The 17,228-nt window shown below is 63.3% G+C and carries 15 protein-coding genes; 7 read left to right on the top strand and 8 right to left on the bottom strand.

Annotated elements, in window-relative coordinates; translation table 11 throughout:
* Nucleotide 1 precedes the first annotated feature (1 nt).
* Genes QJT78_RS09880 through QJT78_RS09865 form a run of 4 tightly spaced genes read left to right on the top strand, consistent with a single transcriptional unit; the run spans nucleotide 2 to nucleotide 2,042 of the window.
* Nucleotides 2-586, top strand: a complete 585-nt coding sequence (locus QJT78_RS09880; RefSeq protein WP_240537517.1) for an urease accessory UreF family protein — start codon at nucleotides 2-4, stop codon at nucleotides 584-586.
* Nucleotides 583-1,272, top strand: coding sequence for an urease accessory protein UreG (ureG, locus tag QJT78_RS09875; protein WP_038942490.1), 690 nt, complete (start codon nucleotides 583-585; stop codon nucleotides 1,270-1,272). The genes QJT78_RS09880 and ureG overlap by 4 nt, the downstream gene beginning before the upstream one ends.
* Entirely contained in the window at nucleotides 1,269-1,580 is a 312-nt protein-coding gene (locus QJT78_RS09870; protein ID WP_028148883.1) for a chorismate mutase, read from the top strand. The genes ureG and QJT78_RS09870 overlap by 4 nt, the downstream gene beginning before the upstream one ends.
* A 24-nt stretch (nucleotides 1,581-1,604) precedes the next feature.
* Entirely contained in the window at nucleotides 1,605-2,042 is a 438-nt protein-coding gene (locus tag QJT78_RS09865) for a VirK family protein (RefSeq protein ID WP_049807492.1), read from the top strand.
* A 10-nt stretch (nucleotides 2,043-2,052) separates the two neighbouring features.
* On the opposite strand, the gene QJT78_RS09860 is transcribed toward QJT78_RS09865, so the two are convergent.
* The 5 genes from QJT78_RS09860 to QJT78_RS09840 all read right to left on the bottom strand — a co-directional run bounded on the left by QJT78_RS09860 (nucleotide 2,053) and on the right by QJT78_RS09840 (nucleotide 7,083).
* Complete coding sequence (locus QJT78_RS09860) at nucleotides 2,053-2,406, bottom strand: hypothetical protein (RefSeq protein ID WP_028148881.1); 354 nt, start codon at nucleotides 2,404-2,406, stop codon at nucleotides 2,053-2,055.
* Between the two features lie 188 nt (nucleotides 2,407-2,594).
* Complete coding sequence (locus QJT78_RS09855; RefSeq protein ID WP_049807491.1) at nucleotides 2,595-3,374, bottom strand: DUF2182 domain-containing protein; 780 nt, start codon at nucleotides 3,372-3,374, stop codon at nucleotides 2,595-2,597.
* Between the two features lie 9 nt (nucleotides 3,375-3,383).
* Entirely contained in the window at nucleotides 3,384-4,916 is a 1,533-nt protein-coding gene (locus tag QJT78_RS09850) for a tyrosinase family protein (protein WP_028148880.1), read from the bottom strand.
* Nucleotides 4,917-5,268: 352 nt separating this feature from the next.
* On the bottom strand, nucleotides 5,269-6,306 hold the full coding sequence (locus QJT78_RS09845) for a thermonuclease family protein (RefSeq protein ID WP_038942488.1): 1,038 nt from the start codon (nucleotides 6,304-6,306) through the stop codon (nucleotides 5,269-5,271).
* Between the two features lie 240 nt (nucleotides 6,307-6,546).
* A complete protein-coding gene (locus QJT78_RS09840) occupies nucleotides 6,547-7,083 on the bottom strand; it encodes a hypothetical protein (protein WP_085965173.1) in 537 nt (178 codons plus the stop codon).
* Nucleotides 7,084-7,325: 242 nt separating this feature from the next.
* On the opposite strand from QJT78_RS09840, the gene QJT78_RS09835 reads away from it, so the two are divergent.
* The 3 genes from QJT78_RS09835 to QJT78_RS09825 all read left to right on the top strand — a co-directional run bounded on the left by QJT78_RS09835 (nucleotide 7,326) and on the right by QJT78_RS09825 (nucleotide 12,480).
* Nucleotides 7,326-10,382 carry an AAA family ATPase gene (locus tag QJT78_RS09835; protein WP_212490796.1) on the top strand — a complete coding sequence of 1,019 codons (3,057 nt, stop codon included), beginning with the start codon at nucleotides 7,326-7,328 and terminating at the stop codon, nucleotides 10,380-10,382.
* A 347-nt stretch (nucleotides 10,383-10,729) separates the two neighbouring features.
* Nucleotides 10,730-11,950, top strand: a complete 1,221-nt coding sequence (locus QJT78_RS09830) for an OpgC domain-containing protein (RefSeq protein WP_028148878.1) — start codon at nucleotides 10,730-10,732, stop codon at nucleotides 11,948-11,950.
* A gap of 41 nt (nucleotides 11,951-11,991) precedes the next feature.
* Complete coding sequence (locus QJT78_RS09825) at nucleotides 11,992-12,480, top strand: DUF2059 domain-containing protein (protein WP_028148877.1); 489 nt, start codon at nucleotides 11,992-11,994, stop codon at nucleotides 12,478-12,480.
* A 10-nt stretch (nucleotides 12,481-12,490) separates the two neighbouring features.
* Here the strand turns inward: QJT78_RS09825 and QJT78_RS09820 are convergent, their stop codons facing one another.
* From QJT78_RS09820 to QJT78_RS09810, 3 genes are read right to left on the bottom strand one after another with little or no spacing between them, the layout of a single operon-like run.
* On the bottom strand, nucleotides 12,491-13,987 hold the full coding sequence (locus QJT78_RS09820) for a sugar ABC transporter ATP-binding protein (protein WP_038975617.1): 1,497 nt from the start codon (nucleotides 13,985-13,987) through the stop codon (nucleotides 12,491-12,493).
* Nucleotides 13,984-15,081, bottom strand: coding sequence for a hypothetical protein (locus QJT78_RS09815; RefSeq protein ID WP_038942485.1), 1,098 nt, complete (start codon nucleotides 15,079-15,081; stop codon nucleotides 13,984-13,986). Before QJT78_RS09815 ends, QJT78_RS09820 begins: the two co-directional genes overlap by 4 nt.
* The gene (locus QJT78_RS09810) at nucleotides 15,078-17,195 is read right to left on the bottom strand and encodes an SMP-30/gluconolactonase/LRE family protein (RefSeq protein WP_038975616.1); all 2,118 of its coding nucleotides are present in this window, start codon (nucleotides 17,193-17,195) and stop codon (nucleotides 15,078-15,080) included. The genes QJT78_RS09815 and QJT78_RS09810 overlap by 4 nt, the downstream gene beginning before the upstream one ends.
* Nucleotides 17,196-17,228: the final 33 nt, after the last annotated feature.

The following is a 17,228-nucleotide window of genomic DNA, read 5'->3' as shown; positions in this document are numbered from 1 at the left end:
CGTGGAGGCCGGCTATGTCGCCGATCGGCGCAGCCTGATCGATTGGCTCGAGGCCGACCTTTGCTATGGCTCCGGCCGAAACGAAGCCATCTTCTTCAGCGAAGCCTACCGATGCGTGGCCGAGGGCGCCGAGGACCAGCTCCCGGAGCTGGCCGAGCTCGCAGCCGCGTCCCGCGGCACATCCGAATTCGTGCTCGAATCCGCACAGCAATCGTCGGCGTGCCTTACGACCCTTCGCAGTGTCTGGCCGGATCGAATTCTGGACATGTTCTCCGACCCGAAATGCCCGCCGGTGCTGGCTGTCCTGCTCGGAGCGCGAGCGGCGGGCGAACAGATTGCCGTCGACATCGCGCTGCCGGCATTCCTGCACAGCTATGTCGCCAATCTGGTGAGCGCAGGGGTGCGGTTGGTGCCTCTCGGTCAGACCGATGGTCAGCTCGCCATCGCGGCGCTCGAGCTGCCGATCCTGTCGCGCAGTGAAATCGCAAGCCGCGAGACGGTCGACGATCTCGGTTCGGCGGGCCTGATGGTTGAGCTCGCGTCCATCGCGCACGAGCTCCAATATACGAGGTTGTTCCGGTCATGAAGACGATTGAACACGAGAGCAGGTCTCTCCGCACACCCGGCATTGCGGCAACCAACGGGCCGCTGCGCGTCGGCATCGGCGGTCCGGTCGGTTCCGGAAAGACGGCGCTAGTCGAGGCGCTGTGCAAGCACCTGCGCGATTTCTACGAGATCTACGTCATCACCAACGACATCTACACCAAGGAGGATCAGCTCATTCTGACGCGTGCGCAGGCATTGGCGGCAGAGCGCATCATGGGGGTGGAAACGGGCGGTTGTCCGCATACGGCCATACGGGAGGACGCCTCGATGAACCTGGCGGCGATCCACGACATGAACCTGAAGTTTCCGGGCGCGGAGCTTTGCTTCGTCGAGTCGGGCGGCGACAATCTCGCCGCCACCTTCAGCCCGGAGCTTGCGGACCTGACCGTCTACGTGATCGACGTCGCCGCAGGTGAGAAGATCCCGCGCAAGGGAGGGCCGGGGATCATGCGATCCGATCTGCTGGTGATCAACAAGATCGACCTGGCTCCCATGGTGGGCGCGAACCTGGAGATCATGGAAGCGGACGCGCGGCGGATGCGAGGCGTGCGACCGTTCATCTTCTCCAATCTGAAGAGTGGCCAAGGTGTCGATGAGATCGCGGGCTTCATTCTGCAGAAGGGCGGGTTGTCCGCCGCGGCGCTGTCTGGAGGTGCCGATCGATGACGGATGATGACCAGGAGTTCACCGGCGATCTCGCCAGGCTGCGCCGCAGCATCGACAATCTGGATGCGGCGATGGTGCACCTGCTCGCAGAGCGCTTTCGCTGTACCGATGCGATCGGAGAGCTCAAGGCCAGGCATGGACTGGAGTCTCGGGATCCCAGACGTGAAGCGGCACAATTGAAGCGGCTTCGCATCCTCGCCGCACAGAGCGGGCTCGATCCGGATTTTACCCGGAAGCTGCATGCCCTGGTCGTTCGAGAGGTCATCACCAATCATGAGGCGGTGAAGTTCGAGTCGGGAGTCGGCTAGAGCCTCAATCCCTGGGAGCCACATTTGTCGAATGATCTGCGCAACTGCGCCGCCGCTCTGGCGATCGTAGCAAGCTTCTGGACGCACCCGGCGATCGCGGACGAAGCCGGAAACGCCGACTATATGGCGCTGAACAAGGCGATCGTCGATGGCAAGGAATTTCGCATGCTCGTCGACCTTTCGGCCTGTCAAGTTCACGGCACGGGCGCGGCGGGGCCCCCGGTCAAGGCGAGCATGCGGTTTGACGGATACATGATCCAGCCTGACGGGACGATCGCTTTTGCAACGACACATTTCACGGTGAGACCGGACAAGGCGGTCAGGGAATTCCTGTCGTTCAGGGTGCACGCAAACGGCAGGATCGAAGCGCGCACGATGATCCTGGACGCCGTCAGCGACGCCGTTCTCAAGGATACGGCATTCGATTGCGAGATTGGAAAAGGCGCGACATTCCACTGGTGATGCGCGGTCGTTACGCGGACTGGTCGACCAGGCTGCCGGGCCGCTGGCCCTTCTTCTCCAGCTCCTTTTCGATGGCGTCCCGGATCTTCTGCTCCACCGCCGCTTTCTGGTCCGGGGTCATGTTGGCGAGGTCGGCCTCGCTGAGATTCATGCTCTTCAGAATGGCAGCCCGCATACGGTCGAAGGGATTCATCTTCGCGTATTTCAGGAACTCTTGCACGACGCTGCTGTCGCCCGATGCGCCATCTTCGCTTGCTTGCGAGGGCCCACCATTGTCGATCACCGACGGCTTCGATGCACCGGTCGATGAGCCGGCTTTCGCAGGCTGGTAGCCGAAGATTGAAGCTCCTGGCGTGACTTGCATGTTCGGCCCCTCGAGACGATCGCGAAGGGCAAGCAACGTGCGTGCCAGATCCTTTCGTTGGATTTCCCGATGTTTCCGGGCTCGCGCTCATCGGCAGCTTGAAAAAATTGCCGGCTCGGCAGTGTCGCCGGCAAAGTTTGCCCGGTCGCCTGCGGGAATTGCGTCGTCGCGCGTGCCGTCGGCATCGATCAGGTTGCCTTCACTCCGGCGCTCTCCGAGCGTCGCCAAAGGCCGAGCCTGAACCATAGCAGCCTGGCAGCGGTCGATGGCCATCGCACCTGCCAGGCCGGGCGCCGCGGTTTGTCCAAGCGCTCGGCAATCAGGAATGCACTGGTCACGGCCATCGCCGGCAAATGCCGGCCTTGCGTCGCCAACGGAACGAGCATCAGCGCCCAGCAGGCTCCGCAACACCAGATACCCTGGGTGACGCCATATCCGAGAGCAGCCAGGTCGGCCCTGATCCCATAAGCCGCCAGCGGCGGCTGGTCGTGGCAGTGGTTCAGGCAGATCTGTTTGCCGGGGGAGAATTGCCAGACCAGGACGAGCGATCCCGCCAATGCGATCGTGACGATCGATGATGACTGCATCAGTTGCAGCGCCAGCACGGCCAGCACGATGGGAACGCCACAGGCAGCCCAGATGGCGCAATATCCGATCATGAAGAGCGCCATCGACCGCATGCGTCGACGCGGCAGGCTTCTCGCACGCACGTGCCCGATAGCGCCCGCGAGCATCGGCATCATCATCGCCGCGACCATCAGCATCCATTCGCCGGCGAGTCTTGCCGGCGAATAGAACGTCATGGCAAAGGCGAGCTGATCGAGCGACAGTGCCGGCCAGACATCGCTGTTGCAGAAGGCGACGAGCCTGCGTTGATCCGACAACGCCACAACGGCCGCCCACGCGGCGGCAGCCGCGACAGTGAGCGGTATACGGGTTTGCAGACGCTCGTAGGCCGCGGGCGTCATGAGCAGCCGTCAATCGCCCTGTCGGACGATGCTGATGCGGCCGACACTCACGTCGGCCGACTGCTGCACCGGCGCGACGGCCTGGAGGCGAACGCCGACCTTTGCGGGATCGGCATTGCCCGAACCGGCGAACTCCGAATAGGGCTTGGTAATGTTCAGCGCGTACGACAAGCCGTCTCCCGCGTGCCCGGTATCGCTCTCCGTCGCCTTGGTGATGCCGAAGAGCCCGATGCTCCCGACCTGCCGCTCGAAGGACGGCGCGCCGTCCTTCCCCGCAAACTGCAGATAGACCTGCAGCACGGTGGCGTCGGAATATCCGCGCACATTCTCCAGATTGAGAAAGACCTGCTCCGCGCGTGCCCCGGGCGCAGGGCCGGCAGCCAGCCTGCCGGCCACTTTCGTATGCGTACGCGCATCAAGCTGGACGGAGGTCTCGGCACCTTTCCCTGCGACGGGAAGCGCTTGGGCATTGGCGCCAAGCACCTCAACTGTTGCTCCAGTCGATCTCGCCATCGCGACCGCTCCGGGTGATGTCGCTGTCCTGCCGGCAACGGCCACCAATGGCGCGCCTGCCGGCGAGAAATCGCTGTAAGTATAGCCCACCCCGGCAAAGTCCGACATCTGTTCCGGCGTGTACTCCCACGGCGAGCCGTCGGGGAGCGGAACGACAAATTTGTGCTGGCCGAGGCTGGCAGGTCCCTTCTTCCAACTGGCTTCTTCGGGATCCGTGTTTTGGGAATCGCTCTGCCTCCAGCTTTGCCACAGCCGATCGATATTCGCGTGGTGCAGCCAGAAGATGGGATCCAGACCGGCCGTCACCGGTGACGACATCAGTCCCGGCAATGGCCTCGTGCTCGCCTCCGGGAACATCTTCTCGCCGCCGACAAGGCCGTGAACCTGGTCGTGCGGTTGACTTTCGATGTCGCCATGCATGGTGCCGCCATGCTCGAAGCCGGTGTCGATGCCGCCGAAGCCGCGGTCGCCGCCACTTGCCACACCGGTGAACTCGTGAACGTCCATCGCATCCAGGTTCACGGCATCGAGCGGGACGAAGACCTTGCCGGGCTGCGAGGGATCGCCGGGTCCCCACCGCTGTTCAATGAAGAGGGGATTGTTGCCTGTGCCGTCCGGCCAGTCCGGGCTGCCGAATGCCGGCGGCAAGCCATCCTGACCGGGTTTGAAGTAGTTCCAGTAAGGCAAGGTCCAGTCAGACGGCCCGCCGAGCGTCACGACGGTCGAGCGAATGAGCTTCTCAAACCCGATCAGATAGCCGCGGTGCCATGGCAGAAAATACCAGCTGCCGTGCTGACATTGCTGCCAGAACTCATCGAAGTCGGCCTGGGCAGGAACCTGCTCGGCGGGCGCCTTGTAGCCGTAGAACTCCCACAGGCCCTGATGATAGCCGTGCATGCCGGCCCAGAAGCGCCAGCTGGTTCGATCGTTGAGCGGCTTCGGCCTCAATGCGCCAACCGCGCGCGCGTACCAGAGAATCGGATCTGCCCAGTCGCCGCCAAGCTCCCACACGTTCTGTCGAACAAGCATGCCGTTCTCCTTCTCGCCTGACTGCGGCGCCGGCCCGCCGAGAGAACGGGCAGGCGGCTCCGCCGGATTGATCTTCCTCTCATCCACCAGCTCGCTTTGAGAGCCGGCCTCTTGGGTCACTCGGACTTCACCGAGGACGCTCCGCAATCGCCGCGACCAGGAAAATAGACGAAAAATCTATGGTTGTGTAGTGGCAGATTCTAACCGCTGGCGCGAGCGGTCTTTGATGGGCCTGCGTCGGCCGCGGAAATGCCTGCAACGACAGGAGAATAGCGGCGCATGAAGATGCGAGCTCACGGCCGGCAACAATCTGCGACAAAACGCCGTCAATCCCGGTCGGCCGCGCGCATCCTCAGAACGTCGTGATCGGCTTGCCGTCCGCCCCCACGAGGCTCGACGGCGCCTCGCCGAACACCAGCCCCTCCGGCTGAAACTTGATCGTCTTGCCGCCCTCGACGAAGTCGGCGAAATTTCGCGGTGTGGCCGAGTGCACGCCGTTGGTCAGGAAGTCGTCGATCTCGTAGCAGGTGTCGGGCTTGCCGCCGGAGCCTTCGCCCAAGAATTTCTGGAAGGTCTGGCTCGTCACCTTCGCCTTCTTGCGCGCCGACCAGTTGGTGTAGCGACGATAGAGCTTCGGCAGGATCACCGGGCCCTTGTCGGTCGCGAGCACGTCGGTCTCGTTCTTCCTGGGTTCGCGCAGGTCGAAGTCGAAGGCGGGAATCGTCTTGGCGAGATGCTTCCAGACCGGCAGCTTCTGCGCGCGTGCGGGCTTCGCGAGCGCGAGGAAGGCCTTGATCTCGTCGTCGTTCATCGAAGAGTAGAAGGTCGGATAGGCAAAGCCCTGCTCGACCAGCCAATGATTGATGTCGATTTTCTTGCTGGCGACCGTGATCTCGATGTCGCCGACCAGCCGGCCATAGGTGTCGAACACCTCGTTCGGCGCATCGACATGGGTGAACACGCGGCAGGCGAGCGTCGGCCCGCCGGCGCTGCTGAGGAAGTCATGCAGCGCCTTGCTCGTCGTCGCGCCAAGAAACTGCCGGTAGGGGTGTGTGACCTCGTGATAGGCCTGCCGCTTGGCGTCGCTCAGGCCCTTCTTCTCGGCGGCCGAGAGCGGCGAGGGCTGATAATGCAGCTCGGGCGCGTCGATGCCCTGAAGGCGAATGGTGAGCTTGCCGTTCTTGATCGGCGCCGTCGCGGTCCGGCCCTTGACCTTGGCGCCCTCGAAAACGTGGGTCGGCTGGAACGGCACCTGGTCGTTCTTGCGGAAGCGGATCGCGTCAGGGGCGACATTCACCACGACCTTGGTGGTGTCGGCGTCCGACCGGCCCTCCGGCCAGAACTGGCCGACATCGATGGTGCCTACGACTTCCAGCAGTCCAACGGGCATCGGGCGCTCCTGTTAAACGAACGCGGCGACCGCCTCATCGAGGCGACTCGCGTACGCACCGGCAGGTAGCGGATCATCTTCGTGCGACAGGCCCGTGACGGGGCGCGGCCGCGAGACAGTGCAACGCGGCCTTCGAGCGGAGCGGGCGGGGCATGATTGGTCCGTCGTGCAACGCATGTTGTGGCGACGACGGACCATCCTAGATTGGTGCGGAAGCCTCCGCGCTGCTCCCGCTCGGAATCAGGGTCGGTACGGACAGACCATCGTCAGGTGGAGCAGCGTCGGCGCCTGGTCCTCGCCGTTGTCGTATTCCCACTCCAGCCGGATTTCGTGCCGGTCGGCATAGGCGTCGCTCGCCGCGTGGGTGATGATGTTCGTCTTCATCGGGATCGGCGGCTCGGAATTGAAGCACTTCCGCACGCAGGCATCGAGCAGCGCGCATCGCGTCAGCGGGATCACGCCGGGCTCGTCCTTGGACAGCGGGACCGTATTCAACTGCGTGGTGAGGTCGACGCGAGCCCGTCCCTTCTCCTTGTGCCAGTACGCCGCGCTCCCGTCCGGCCATTTGTCCGCCGGCGTCAGGATCAGATGGTACTGGCCGTACTCCAGGGTCGGCACGTGGATGTCCGGCGACGCCTTGAGGATGTCCACGCTCCTCTGCATGTTTTCCAGAGGGAAATAATTGTCGTTCATCAAATCTTTGAATGAAGCCCCGGTGTAAGTTCTCGACCCCATCGTCTTTTCCCTCAATATGTCCTTGGCTTTGTGAAAATACATACAGCTCCGCGACGCCGGTTAGTTTTGCCAACCCGGCTTCGCCGAATATATGCCCCATCTTTGCTGGGATTTGCATAGGCTACCACTCAGGACTGTGTTTCGTCCAGATCGCCAACCGCACCGTGCTCCGCTAACGGCGATGGGCAAGTCTGATTGCTAAGCGGTTCTTGATAGGTATTCTTACCACGAGTTGCTCGCGGGCGCTGGACGACAGCGACGCCGCGATCCTTGAAGGCGCAGGAATGCATTGCTTCGCGTGCCAGTCGGCGATTGATTCGGACGATAGCTGGTGCTCCAAGTGTGGGGCGGCGGTACGTCGGCGTGCTGATCCCGACAGCGAGCGGCGGTTTGTGACAATTCTCCGAGCCGACGTCATCGACTCCACAGGGCTTGTTGCCGAATTGGAGCCGGAGGAGGCCGTCTCACGCCTGGAGCCAGCGCTGGCGGCCATGAGGGGCGCGGTACGCCAGTTTGGCGGCATCGTCAGCAAGGAGTTGGGGGACGGCTTGGCCGCTGTCTTTGGTGCCCCGATCGCCGACGACAACCATGCTCCGCTGGCCTGCCATGCGGCCATCGAGCTTGTCCGGCGGGTCGGCAGTCTTGGCGATCCCGGACTTCAGGTTCGGGTCGGCCTCCATTCGGGGCACGTCGTCGCCTATATGGTCGCCAGCGAGTTTTCCAAGGTCTACGAGATCGGAGGAGCCGCTCAGCATCTTGCCGCGAGGCTGGAGGCCGCGGCCGAGGCCAATCAGATCTACGTGTCCGAGGCCTGCCAGAAACTCGCGGATGGACATGTCCGATTCGAAGCCTTGGGTCGCAAGGTGCTGCGCGGTTTCAACGAGCCGCTGCCGGTCTACCGTGTCGTCGGAGCGAGCGACCTTTCAAGCTGGCGGGTGCGACGAGCGCGGAGCGTTTCGCGGTTTGTCGATCGCACGACTGAGCGGGCCCTTTTGGCACGTGCCGCGGAGAGGTCCAGTGCAAGCCGGCAGACGGTCCTGCTGATCGGCGATGCAGGCATCGGAAAATCGCGGCTCGCGCATGAGTTCGCCCAGGAGCTCAAGGCCGATGGCTGGCGGCTGATTGACGCCGAGTGTAGTCCGAACCTTCAGGGCGTGCCGTTCAGCGCGCTCAAGCGCGCCATACTTTCGATCTTCGAAGTTGCCGCCAGAGATTCGGATAGTCTGGTCGACATCCGAAAGGAGTTGCCGGCAATCCATCAGTTCGCGATCGATTCCATATTGGATATTCCGGTCGCGGATCATCGCTGGAGTGAGCTGGAGCCTTACGCGCGCGCGCGTGCCATTTCCGATGCAAGTTGCGCTATCGTGCAAAGCCTGGCCTTTCATCAGCGTACGGTTCTTCTCATCGAGGACCTGCACTGGATCGACCGAGCCAGCGATGCGGTTGTTGCTGCAATCGCGTCGTTACAGAGTCCCAACCTGATAGTTTTTCTCACGAGCAGGCCGAACGGCATGCCCGAGTGGATCGCACGCTGCCATGCGGAAGTGATTGCAATGCGCCCCCTGGATGACGATTCGGGATTGGCCATGTTGGCCGATATGCTCGGACCGTCGGCGATGAACACCGATTTGAAGAACCGGATCATCTCTCATACTGCCAACGTTCCTCTATTTCTCGAGGAAGTCTGCCGTGGACTGAAAGATAGTGGCACGCTTCGCGGTCAGTGGGGTGACCTTGCGCTCGTTCGACCTATTGACGAGCTCGGCATCCCTACCAGCATTCAGGGGGTGATTGCGGCGCGGCTCGATCGTGTCTCAAGGCAGGAGCGCTCGGTTCTCCAAATAGCGGCGGCGCTGGGGCCGCGCTCGAGCGTGATGATGCTGCGGAACGTCGCCGCGCTGCCCGAAGACATTCTCCAGGATTGCCTCGGAGCGCTCGACCGAGCCGAGATCCTCGTCAGGATCGATAGTGAACTTGAGGACTCGATCGAGTTCCAGCACGAGATGGTCCGCCAAGTGACCTACGAGTCGATGGTCGAAAAGGTGCGCGTAAATATACATGGGCGAATACTTGCGGCCTTCGAAAGCGACGAGACATGGAGCGACGGTCCTGACACGCTTTGCTACCACGCAATGCGCGCGAAGGATTGGCTGAAAGCGTTCGGGTACGGGAGAGGTGCCGCGCAGAAATGTCTTGTGCGCTCGGCGTATGCCGATGCGGTCGACTATTTCGGGATCGCGATGAGTTCGCTCGACAAGATGCCGATGACTCTCTCGCGGGAGGCAGATGCAATTGACCTCCGGATGGAGGCGCGAATGGCATTCATCTGGTCCGGTCAGGTTGCCGAGTGGATCGATCTCGGAAAAGAGGCCGAACGCCGGGCTAGTGGAATTGACGACATTGGAAGAAAGGTCGCCGCCATGACCGTCATGGCGGGTGGACAGAATTTCTACGGAACGCCAACTGAAGCGGTTGCGCTCGGCCAGGAGGTCGTTGGCCTCGCCGAGAAGTCAGGCAACCCGGGTTGGCGCAACCTTGCACAATACAATCTGGGACAGGCCTATTTTCTTGCCGGTCGATATCGCGAAGCGGAGCAGACGTTGGCGCAAGGCCGCGCTAATCTCATGGGACCCGAAGCGAGCGCGCCGTTTGCCACTCCCCCAAAATACACACTCCTCCTCTGCTGCATGATGAAGAGCTTCACCCACACCGTCATGGGCGAACTCGACGCCGCCGAGCAGTTCCAGCAACAAGCTTCGGCGATCGCGGAAGAGACCAACCGCCCCTATGACCGCGTCGCCGCCGCCTATAGCGGCGGCTGGCTGAAACTCGGCCGCAACGATCCTGCCGCGGCCGCTGCCATTCTCGAAGACGGTTTTGTGCTGGCGCAGAAGCACGGCATCCGGCTGTTCGTGCCGGTGCTCGCCTGCCATCTCGGCATCGCCTATCTGGAGCAGGGGCTGTTCGACCGGGCGCGCGGCATGCTGGCCGAGGCGCGCGAGGAGGCGAAGGCGGTCGGCTACACCTCGGCGGTGCTGCGCAGCTCGATCTATCTTGCGCTCGCAACCTTCCGCCTCGGCGACGTCCAGGCCGCGCAGAACATGCTGCGCGAGGCGCGCAACACCGCCCGCCAGCAGGGGTTCTCCGGCCTCGAGGCCGAGGCCCTGTTCGGCGAGGCCGTGGTGACGCCGCCGACGGATGCGGCGAACAAGGCCGCGATCATCGCCGCCCTGCGCGCGGCCATCGCGATCGCCTCCGAGAGCGGCGCGCTGCCGCTCCAGCACAGGGCCGAGGCGATGCTGACGGAGATGCTCGCCCGGGGCGGCGCGCTGACCTGACCCTGCTCCCTCCCTGGCGTGCGATCGTACCGCCCGGCTGATTTTTTGCCCGACGGGCCGTTTGAGTTTCGCAGGCAAAGCAAGGACTTAAGAGACCGTCTCTACTGTGCATGGGGTTGTTTTCGACATTTTGCAGGGACGACCACCACCTCCTGCCGGCGCCGTTCAAGGTCTCATGATTTGCCGGACGCGGTCTGCGCGCCCCGATGACGAAGCCCCTTGCACGGACGCCAAGGTCGGCTACCGTCGGCACTAGCCGCAGGGCCAGGTGACTTTTGATTTGCACTTTTTAGCATCCGATCTATCGGCGCCGCGACGGCGCGACGCCCACCGGACGAGGCGGGGCCATGATCACACGGGACCAGTCAGCTTTGTTGGCGCCGGTCGAGCGCGATTTGCGGCTTGATCTCTTCCGCGGCATCGGGTTGTGGATGATCTTCCTCGATCACATCCCACACGACGTCGTGGCCTGGCTGACCTTGCGCAACTACGGCTTCAGCGACGCCGCCGAGTTCTTCGTCTTCATCTCCGGCTATCTGGTCGGCTGGATCTACGGGCCGATCGTCGCCGGCGGCTGGTTTCTCGCCGCGCTGAAGCGGCTGTGGCGGCGCGCGGGCGAGATGTACGTTGCCCACATCATGCTGTTCCTGCTGTTCACTGCGCAGATCGCGCGCACGGTCAGGAGGTTCGACAACCCGATGTATGCGGACGAGTTCAACGTTCACAATTTTCTCGACCATCCGGACATCCTGATAGGTCAGGCGCTTTCGCTGCGCTACAAGCCGGTCAATCTCGACGTGCTGCCGCTCTACATCACGCTGGTGCTCGCCGCGCCCTTCATCGTGTGGGGCCTGGTGCGCCGGCCGAACCTGACGCTGGCTGCGTCCGTGGTGCTGTATGTGTTGGCGCGCCGGTTCGACTGGAACATCGCCTCCTATCCGCCGGGCACGACCTGGTACTTCAACCCGTTCTGCTGGCAGCTGATGTTCGTGTTCGCCGCCTGGTGTGGCGTCGGCCAGATCGACAAGATCGCAACATGGGTGTGGTCGAAGGCGGTGATGGGACTGGCGGCGGCCTGGCTCGCCTTCGCGTTCCTGATCGTGATGACCTGGCACATCCCCGCGCTCGAGGCCCTGATCCCGAAATGGATGATCAAGGCGATCTACCCGATCGACAAGACCGACCTCGACATGCTGCGCTTCACGCACTTTCTGGCGCTGGCGATCTGGGTGACCTATTTCATCCCGCGCCACTGGAAAGCGTTGCATTCGAAATGGCTGCACCCGGTCATCCTCTGCGGCCAGCATTCGCTGCCGATCTTTTGCCTCAGCGTGTTCCTGTCGTTCTCGGCGCATTGGATCCTGATGCAATTCACCAGGGGCGTCTGGGAGCAACTCGCCGTCTCGTTCGCCGGCTTCGTCATCATGTTCGGGGCGGCGTGGCTGCTCGACCGCGCCGAGCGGGTGCCCAGCCTCTTCGTCAAGGTGACGGATGTCGACGACGAGACGGAGGCCGCCGCCGAAGGCGTGCCGGTAACGGTCATCGGCGCGGCTCCGGCTCGCCGCTGAGAACACATCGCGTCGCCGGGACGATTTTTCGGGAGAGATGCATGTCGAGATTTTTGTTGACGATTGCCGGCGCCCTCCTGCTCCTCGTCTGCAACGCGTCGGCGCAAGGGCCGTCGCCCGAGGCGATGGATGCTGCGCGAAAACTCGTCGCCACGCTGAAGATCGCAGATCAGTATCGCGCGGCCCTCCCGCAGCTCCTGCTCAAGCTGAGACCCGTGGTCGCACAGGACCGGCCTGAGATCGAGCGCGATTATGACGCAATGACGGCGCCGGGCTCCGACATCTACGCGCCGTTCTTTGCCTCGATGATCGACCAGATCGCCGCGCTCTATGCCCAAAACTTCACCGTCGAAGAGCTGCGCCAGATCGAGGCGTTCTATGCCCAGCCTGCTGGCCGGAAGTTTATGGAAAAGTCCGATGCGCTGGCGCAGGCGAGCGCGCAGATCGGCCAGGACGTCAACCAGAAGGCCGCAGATGAACTAAAGCTGCGCCTCATCGAGGCGCTGCGCCAGAAAGCGCACAAGCCGTAGACCGTCATGCTCAGTGAATCGCGGCGTACATGATCCTCTCCTCCGTTGCCTCCAATGCGGAGAATTCCTCCACGACCTTGCCCTGGCGCGAGACCAGGATGCGGTCGGAGAGCGCCATGATCTCGGGCAGGTAGGATGAGATGACCACGACCGCCTTGCCCTCGTCGGCGAGCTGGTTGATCAACTCGTGGATCTCGACGATGGCGCCGACGTCGACGCCGCGCGTGGGTTCGTCGAAGATGATCAGGTCGGGCTCCTGAACCAGCGATTTGGCGATCACGACCTTCTGCTGATTACCGCCGGAAAGCTCGACCACCTTGCCGTCGTTGCCGATCGCGCGAACCTTGAGCCGTTCGATCCAGGTCCTGCCGATCGCCTCGTTCTCCCGCCGCGACAGCATCATGCGGCCCTTGGGAAATTTCGACAGAAGGCCGAGATAGATGTTGCGTGCGATCGAGGACGTCTCGAAGAAGCCTTCGACCTTGCGGTCTTCGGTCACATAGGCGATGCCGGCCTTCACCGCCGGTGCCGGTACCCGGTAGCGCACCGGCTTGTCGTGCAGCAGGATCTCGCCGCCATGGAAGAAGTCGCGCTTCAGCACGCCGGAGACGATCTTGAACGTTTCGGTGCGGCCGGCCCCGACGAGGCCGAATACGCCGGTGATCTGTCCCGCGAATACCGACAGCGAATTGTTCTTCACCATCGGCGCCATCTTCAGGTTCTGCACGGTGAGCACGCGCACGCCGGGCGGCCGCACGCTGCTCTTTCGCGCACCGTAGAGCGTGTTGGAGAGGTCGCGCCCGACCATAGCCTGCACGATCGCCGCGCGGTCGAAGTTGGTGGCATCGTCGGTGACGACGTGCTTGCCGTCGCGCAGAACCGTGATGCGATCGGCGAGCAGCAAAGCTTCTTCCAGGGCGTGCGAGATGAAGACGATCGAGACCCCGCGCTTCTTGAGATCGCGGACGAGGTCAAAGAAGTATTTCTTCTCTTCCGGCGTCAGCGACGCCGTCGGCTCGTCGAAGATGATGACCTTGGCGCGGTGCAAAACCGCGCGCGCGATCTCCACCATCTGCTTCTTGGCGGCGCCGAGACCGCCGACGGTGGCGGTCGGCGTGACGTCGAAATTGAGCGATTGCAGGAACTGCTGCGCAGCGATGTAGATGCCGCGCAGGCGGTTATAGAATTTCTCCTGCCCGAGAAACAGATTCTGCGCGACAGTCATGGTCGGCACCAGGCTGTTTTCCTGGAACACCATGGCGATGCCGAGATTGCGCGCCTCCAGCGGTGTCCGTGGCGCGACGTCGGCGCCGTCGATCGTCATGGTCCCTGACGTCAGTGTCACCACGCCGGCCATCACCTTGGTCAGTGTCGATTTGCCGGCGCCGTTCTCGCCGACCAGCGCGTGGATCTCGCCGCGGCGGAGGTCGAAGTCGACCCCGTCGATGGCGGGCACGCCGGCGTAAAGTTTTGTAGCCTTGCGCAGCGAGAGTGTGATGTCGCTCATGAGCGGAACTCCTCGGCAAGACCGGATAGCGGCAGTCGCAACACGCGGCCCGGTCCCTTGGCGATCAGGACGAGATCGCCGCCCATCTCGATCGCCGCAACGATACCGTGATTGGCGCCGTCGACCCGGCTGTGCAGCGAATAGAGCGGCTGGCCATCTGCATCGAGTCGGATGACGAGGCCATAGGAGCGCGGCGGCGCCCACGGCTTGATCACGCCCATGGTCTTGATGTGCGCGCCCTGCATCGGCTCCTTGAACGAGAAGCCCGAGCGCAGGCGCGGGGCAACCCAGTAAGCCGGATCGATCTCGGCCATCATTCGCTTGCGGTAAGCAGGTTCGCGCAACACGAACTCGATCAGCTGGGTGCGCGCCGTGAAGGCGGTGAGCCAGTAGCCGCCGCCCGCCGCCTTTGACAGCCGCGAGGGGTAGACGGGAAGGTGAGCGAGCAAGGTCCGCGGCGGTGCTCCCGGCGCAACAAGGACGAGGCGGTGGCGCCAGCTCTCGCTGACCAGCACGCCGTTGCCATGCGCGCAGGCACCGAAGGCATGGCCGAGCCCCTGAGCCAGCGGTGTCACGGTCTTGCTGGCGGGATCGAGCCTGAACACCCGGCCGCTCCGGTTGAGCTCCATCAGGTCGCGTGCCCAGTCTTCGACGCCGCATGTCGCCGAGCCGTCCGTCGCAATCAGCGTGTTGTCGTCCGCGAGCGTCAGCGCGTTGACGGCATTGAACGCGCTATCTGCAAACGTCACGCTTGGCTGCCCGGCCGAGGGGCTTGCGTAGAGCCGGACCTCGCGTCCCCCGAGCGTAACCGCAAGACCGCCGCCGGGGAGGGCACACAGTGCCGAGATCGGTCGCTCGAAGCTGCGGACCTCCGATGCCGAGGCGCCATCGAGGCACATCAGGCGTAGGCCGTCCGCGATGAAGAGGTTGCTTCCATCGGTGGCGAGGTCTTCGGGCGCCTCGCAGGTCAGCAAGGTTTCGGCGGATTCCAGCTTCTGGTTGGGCTTCAATGCGCCGTCGAAGGACGGTACGGTGATGGTGGCGTCGCCGCGCCCGAGAAAGCGGTTGGCGAACTCCCTGACGGCCGCGATCACGATTGCTTCCCCCATCGCTTGTCGTACTGGACGAAGTTCGGATCGGCATTTTCGAGCTTGTAGCGGCCGATCCGGTTGTTGAGGATGCCGCCGAGATAGAGATAGCCGCGATGCTCGCGCATCGAGGTGATCATCGGATGGTTTTCGCCGCGCAGGTCCCAGAACGATTCGACGATCTTGCCCTGCTCGTTGAACTTGACCACGCAGCCGGTGTTGATGTTGGGGAACAGCCATTCGTCCACCGGCACGCGCTTGCCCATGCGGCGGCGGAAGCCGGGCATCTTCCAGGCGAGGTCGAGCGAGGGGCTGCGCATGCCGACCAGCGCCAGCCAGTAATTGCCGTCGGAGGCGAGATTGATGTTGTCGGGGTAGCCCGGCAGATTGTCCATGACCACCTCGACTTTGCCTTTCTTTGGCCCGGCGAAGTAGTAGCGCTTGATCGAGCAGCCGAAGGTTTCGGCGAACAGGATCGACTGGCCGTCGCTGGCGACGCAGATGCCGTTGGGGAATTTGAGGCCGCGCAGCTCGGTGCGCGTCACGCCGGTCTTGGTGTCGTAGGAGATGATGCGGCCATTGCCGCGCGCCTCGAGGCCGTCGATCGGCCACTCGTCCATCTCGTAACGCACGGTGGCCTCGGAGAAGAAGATCAACCCGTCGTCGGTGATGTCGAGGTCGTCGGCGAGCCGCAGACGGCTGTCGTCGTTGACCGAGCGCATGCTGCGATTGGTCTCGTCGGTCGCCTTTTCCACCGTGCCGTCAGGCTTGATGCGATAGAGCCCCATGCCGCCGATGCAGACGTAGAGATTGTCCTCGCGGTCGAAGGCCATGCCGAGCGGTTGGCCGCCGATATGGGCGAACACCTCCATCTTCTGATAGTCGGGTGCGAGAAAGCGCATGATGTCGCCATGGCGCGAACCCGCATAGAGATTGTCGTGGCGATCGAGGATGACGTCCTCCGGTGCCTCGATGCGGCCGAGACCGATCGCCTCGACGTTGCGCAGCTTGTCGTTCTGCTCGAACGGGCCGCCTTGCCCGATCTCGGTCGGCGGCGGTGGCGGCAGCGCGTGATAGGTGGGGGCCACGTAGACCTTGCTGATGATGCGCGTCCGATTCTTCTGCCAGCGGATATCGACCATCGCGGCGACCAGCAGGATGCCGGCAAGCGCCATCCGGTTGACGCCACCGCGCGCGTTCATGGTGGTCAGGCCATTGGTGATCAGGAGCACGATCAGCACCCCGACCGCCGATTTGGCGACCGAGCCCTTGCCGCCGCCGAGCGTGATGCCGCCGAGCACTGTCGCCGTCAGCACGATCACCTCAAGGCCGACGCCGATGTCGCCACCGACGGTGCCGAGCCGCGACGCGAAGAACAGCGCGCCGATACTGGTGAGGACACCGCTTGCGACGTAGCAAAGCGCGATGGTGCGGCGGACGGGAATGCCGGAATTGTAAGCTGAACGACGCGAGCCGCCGATCGCGGTGATGTGCCAGCCCGGGCGCAGCCGGGTCATGAAGATATGGCCGAAGATGGCGATGACGATATAGACGAGCGCCACGGTCGGAATGCCGAAGACGCTGCCGCTGCCGATGAAATCCCAGGACGGGATGTCGGGGAAGGCCGACGCGATCGCGTTGGAGTAGCGCTGGATCAGGAGATCGTAGGCCGAGCGGTAGATGATCAGGGTGATCAGCGTGGTGATGAAGGCCCGCAGTCGCAAATATCCGATCAGGATGCCGTTGACGGCGCCGAGCAGTGCGCCGCAAAGCAGGGTGGCGGCCACCACCGCCGGGACCGGCCAGCCCAGCACGTCGAGCAGATAGAGGGCACAGAAATCGGTCAGTGCGAAGATCGAACCGACTGAGAGATCGATGCCGCCGACGATAACGACCAGCGCCAGCCCGAGCGCGATGAAGCCGATCTCTCCAGCCTGGCGCGCGGTGTCGGCAAGGCTGGCCGGCGACAGGAAATTGTCGATGGACCGGCTGAGCGCGAGGCCGACGATCAGGAGGAGGATGACCGGGATAGCTGTCTCGGTCCATCGCTTGGACAGGATTTCACCGAGGAGATGATCGGGCCAGTAGCGGTAACGCAGGCTTGTCAGAGTGTCGCGCATCGGAATTCCGGGACCTTGCAAGTTTCGAGACCA

It is taken from the genome of Bradyrhizobium sp. Mp27, from assembly GCF_029953005.1.
Classification (GTDB): Bacteria; Pseudomonadota; Alphaproteobacteria; order Rhizobiales; family Xanthobacteraceae; genus Bradyrhizobium; species Bradyrhizobium barranii.
Note: the sequence above shows the minus strand (reverse complement) of the source record. Positions and strands in the feature narration are given on the sequence as shown.

What these genes read in the sequence shown, in the direction of transcription:
- QJT78_RS09840 (WP_085965173.1), bottom strand. Translation starts at nt 7,083, where the DNA reads ATGTATTTTCACAAAGCCAAGGACATATTGAGGGAAAAGACGATGGGG.
- QJT78_RS09850 (WP_028148880.1), bottom strand. Translation starts at nt 4,916, where the DNA reads ATGCTTGTTCGACAGAACGTGTGGGAGCTTGGCGGCGACTGGGCAGAT.
- QJT78_RS09830 (WP_028148878.1), top strand. Translation starts at nt 10,730, where the DNA reads ATGATCACACGGGACCAGTCAGCTTTGTTGGCGCCGGTCGAGCGCGAT.
- QJT78_RS09835 (WP_212490796.1), top strand. Translation starts at nt 7,326, where the DNA reads ATGCATTGCTTCGCGTGCCAGTCGGCGATTGATTCGGACGATAGCTGG.
- ureG (WP_038942490.1), top strand. Translation starts at nt 583, where the DNA reads ATGAAGACGATTGAACACGAGAGCAGGTCTCTCCGCACACCCGGCATT.
- QJT78_RS09845 (WP_038942488.1), bottom strand. Translation starts at nt 6,306, where the DNA reads ATGCCCGTTGGACTGCTGGAAGTCGTAGGCACCATCGATGTCGGCCAG.
- QJT78_RS09860 (WP_028148881.1), bottom strand. Translation starts at nt 2,406, where the DNA reads ATGCAAGTCACGCCAGGAGCTTCAATCTTCGGCTACCAGCCTGCGAAA.
- QJT78_RS09820 (WP_038975617.1), bottom strand. Translation starts at nt 13,987, where the DNA reads ATGAGCGACATCACACTCTCGCTGCGCAAGGCTACAAAACTTTACGCC.
- QJT78_RS09870 (WP_028148883.1), top strand. Translation starts at nt 1,269, where the DNA reads ATGACGGATGATGACCAGGAGTTCACCGGCGATCTCGCCAGGCTGCGC.
- QJT78_RS09825 (WP_028148877.1), top strand. Translation starts at nt 11,992, where the DNA reads ATGTCGAGATTTTTGTTGACGATTGCCGGCGCCCTCCTGCTCCTCGTC.
- QJT78_RS09810 (WP_038975616.1), bottom strand. Translation starts at nt 17,195, where the DNA reads ATGCGCGACACTCTGACAAGCCTGCGTTACCGCTACTGGCCCGATCAT.
- QJT78_RS09855 (WP_049807491.1), bottom strand. Translation starts at nt 3,374, where the DNA reads ATGACGCCCGCGGCCTACGAGCGTCTGCAAACCCGTATACCGCTCACT.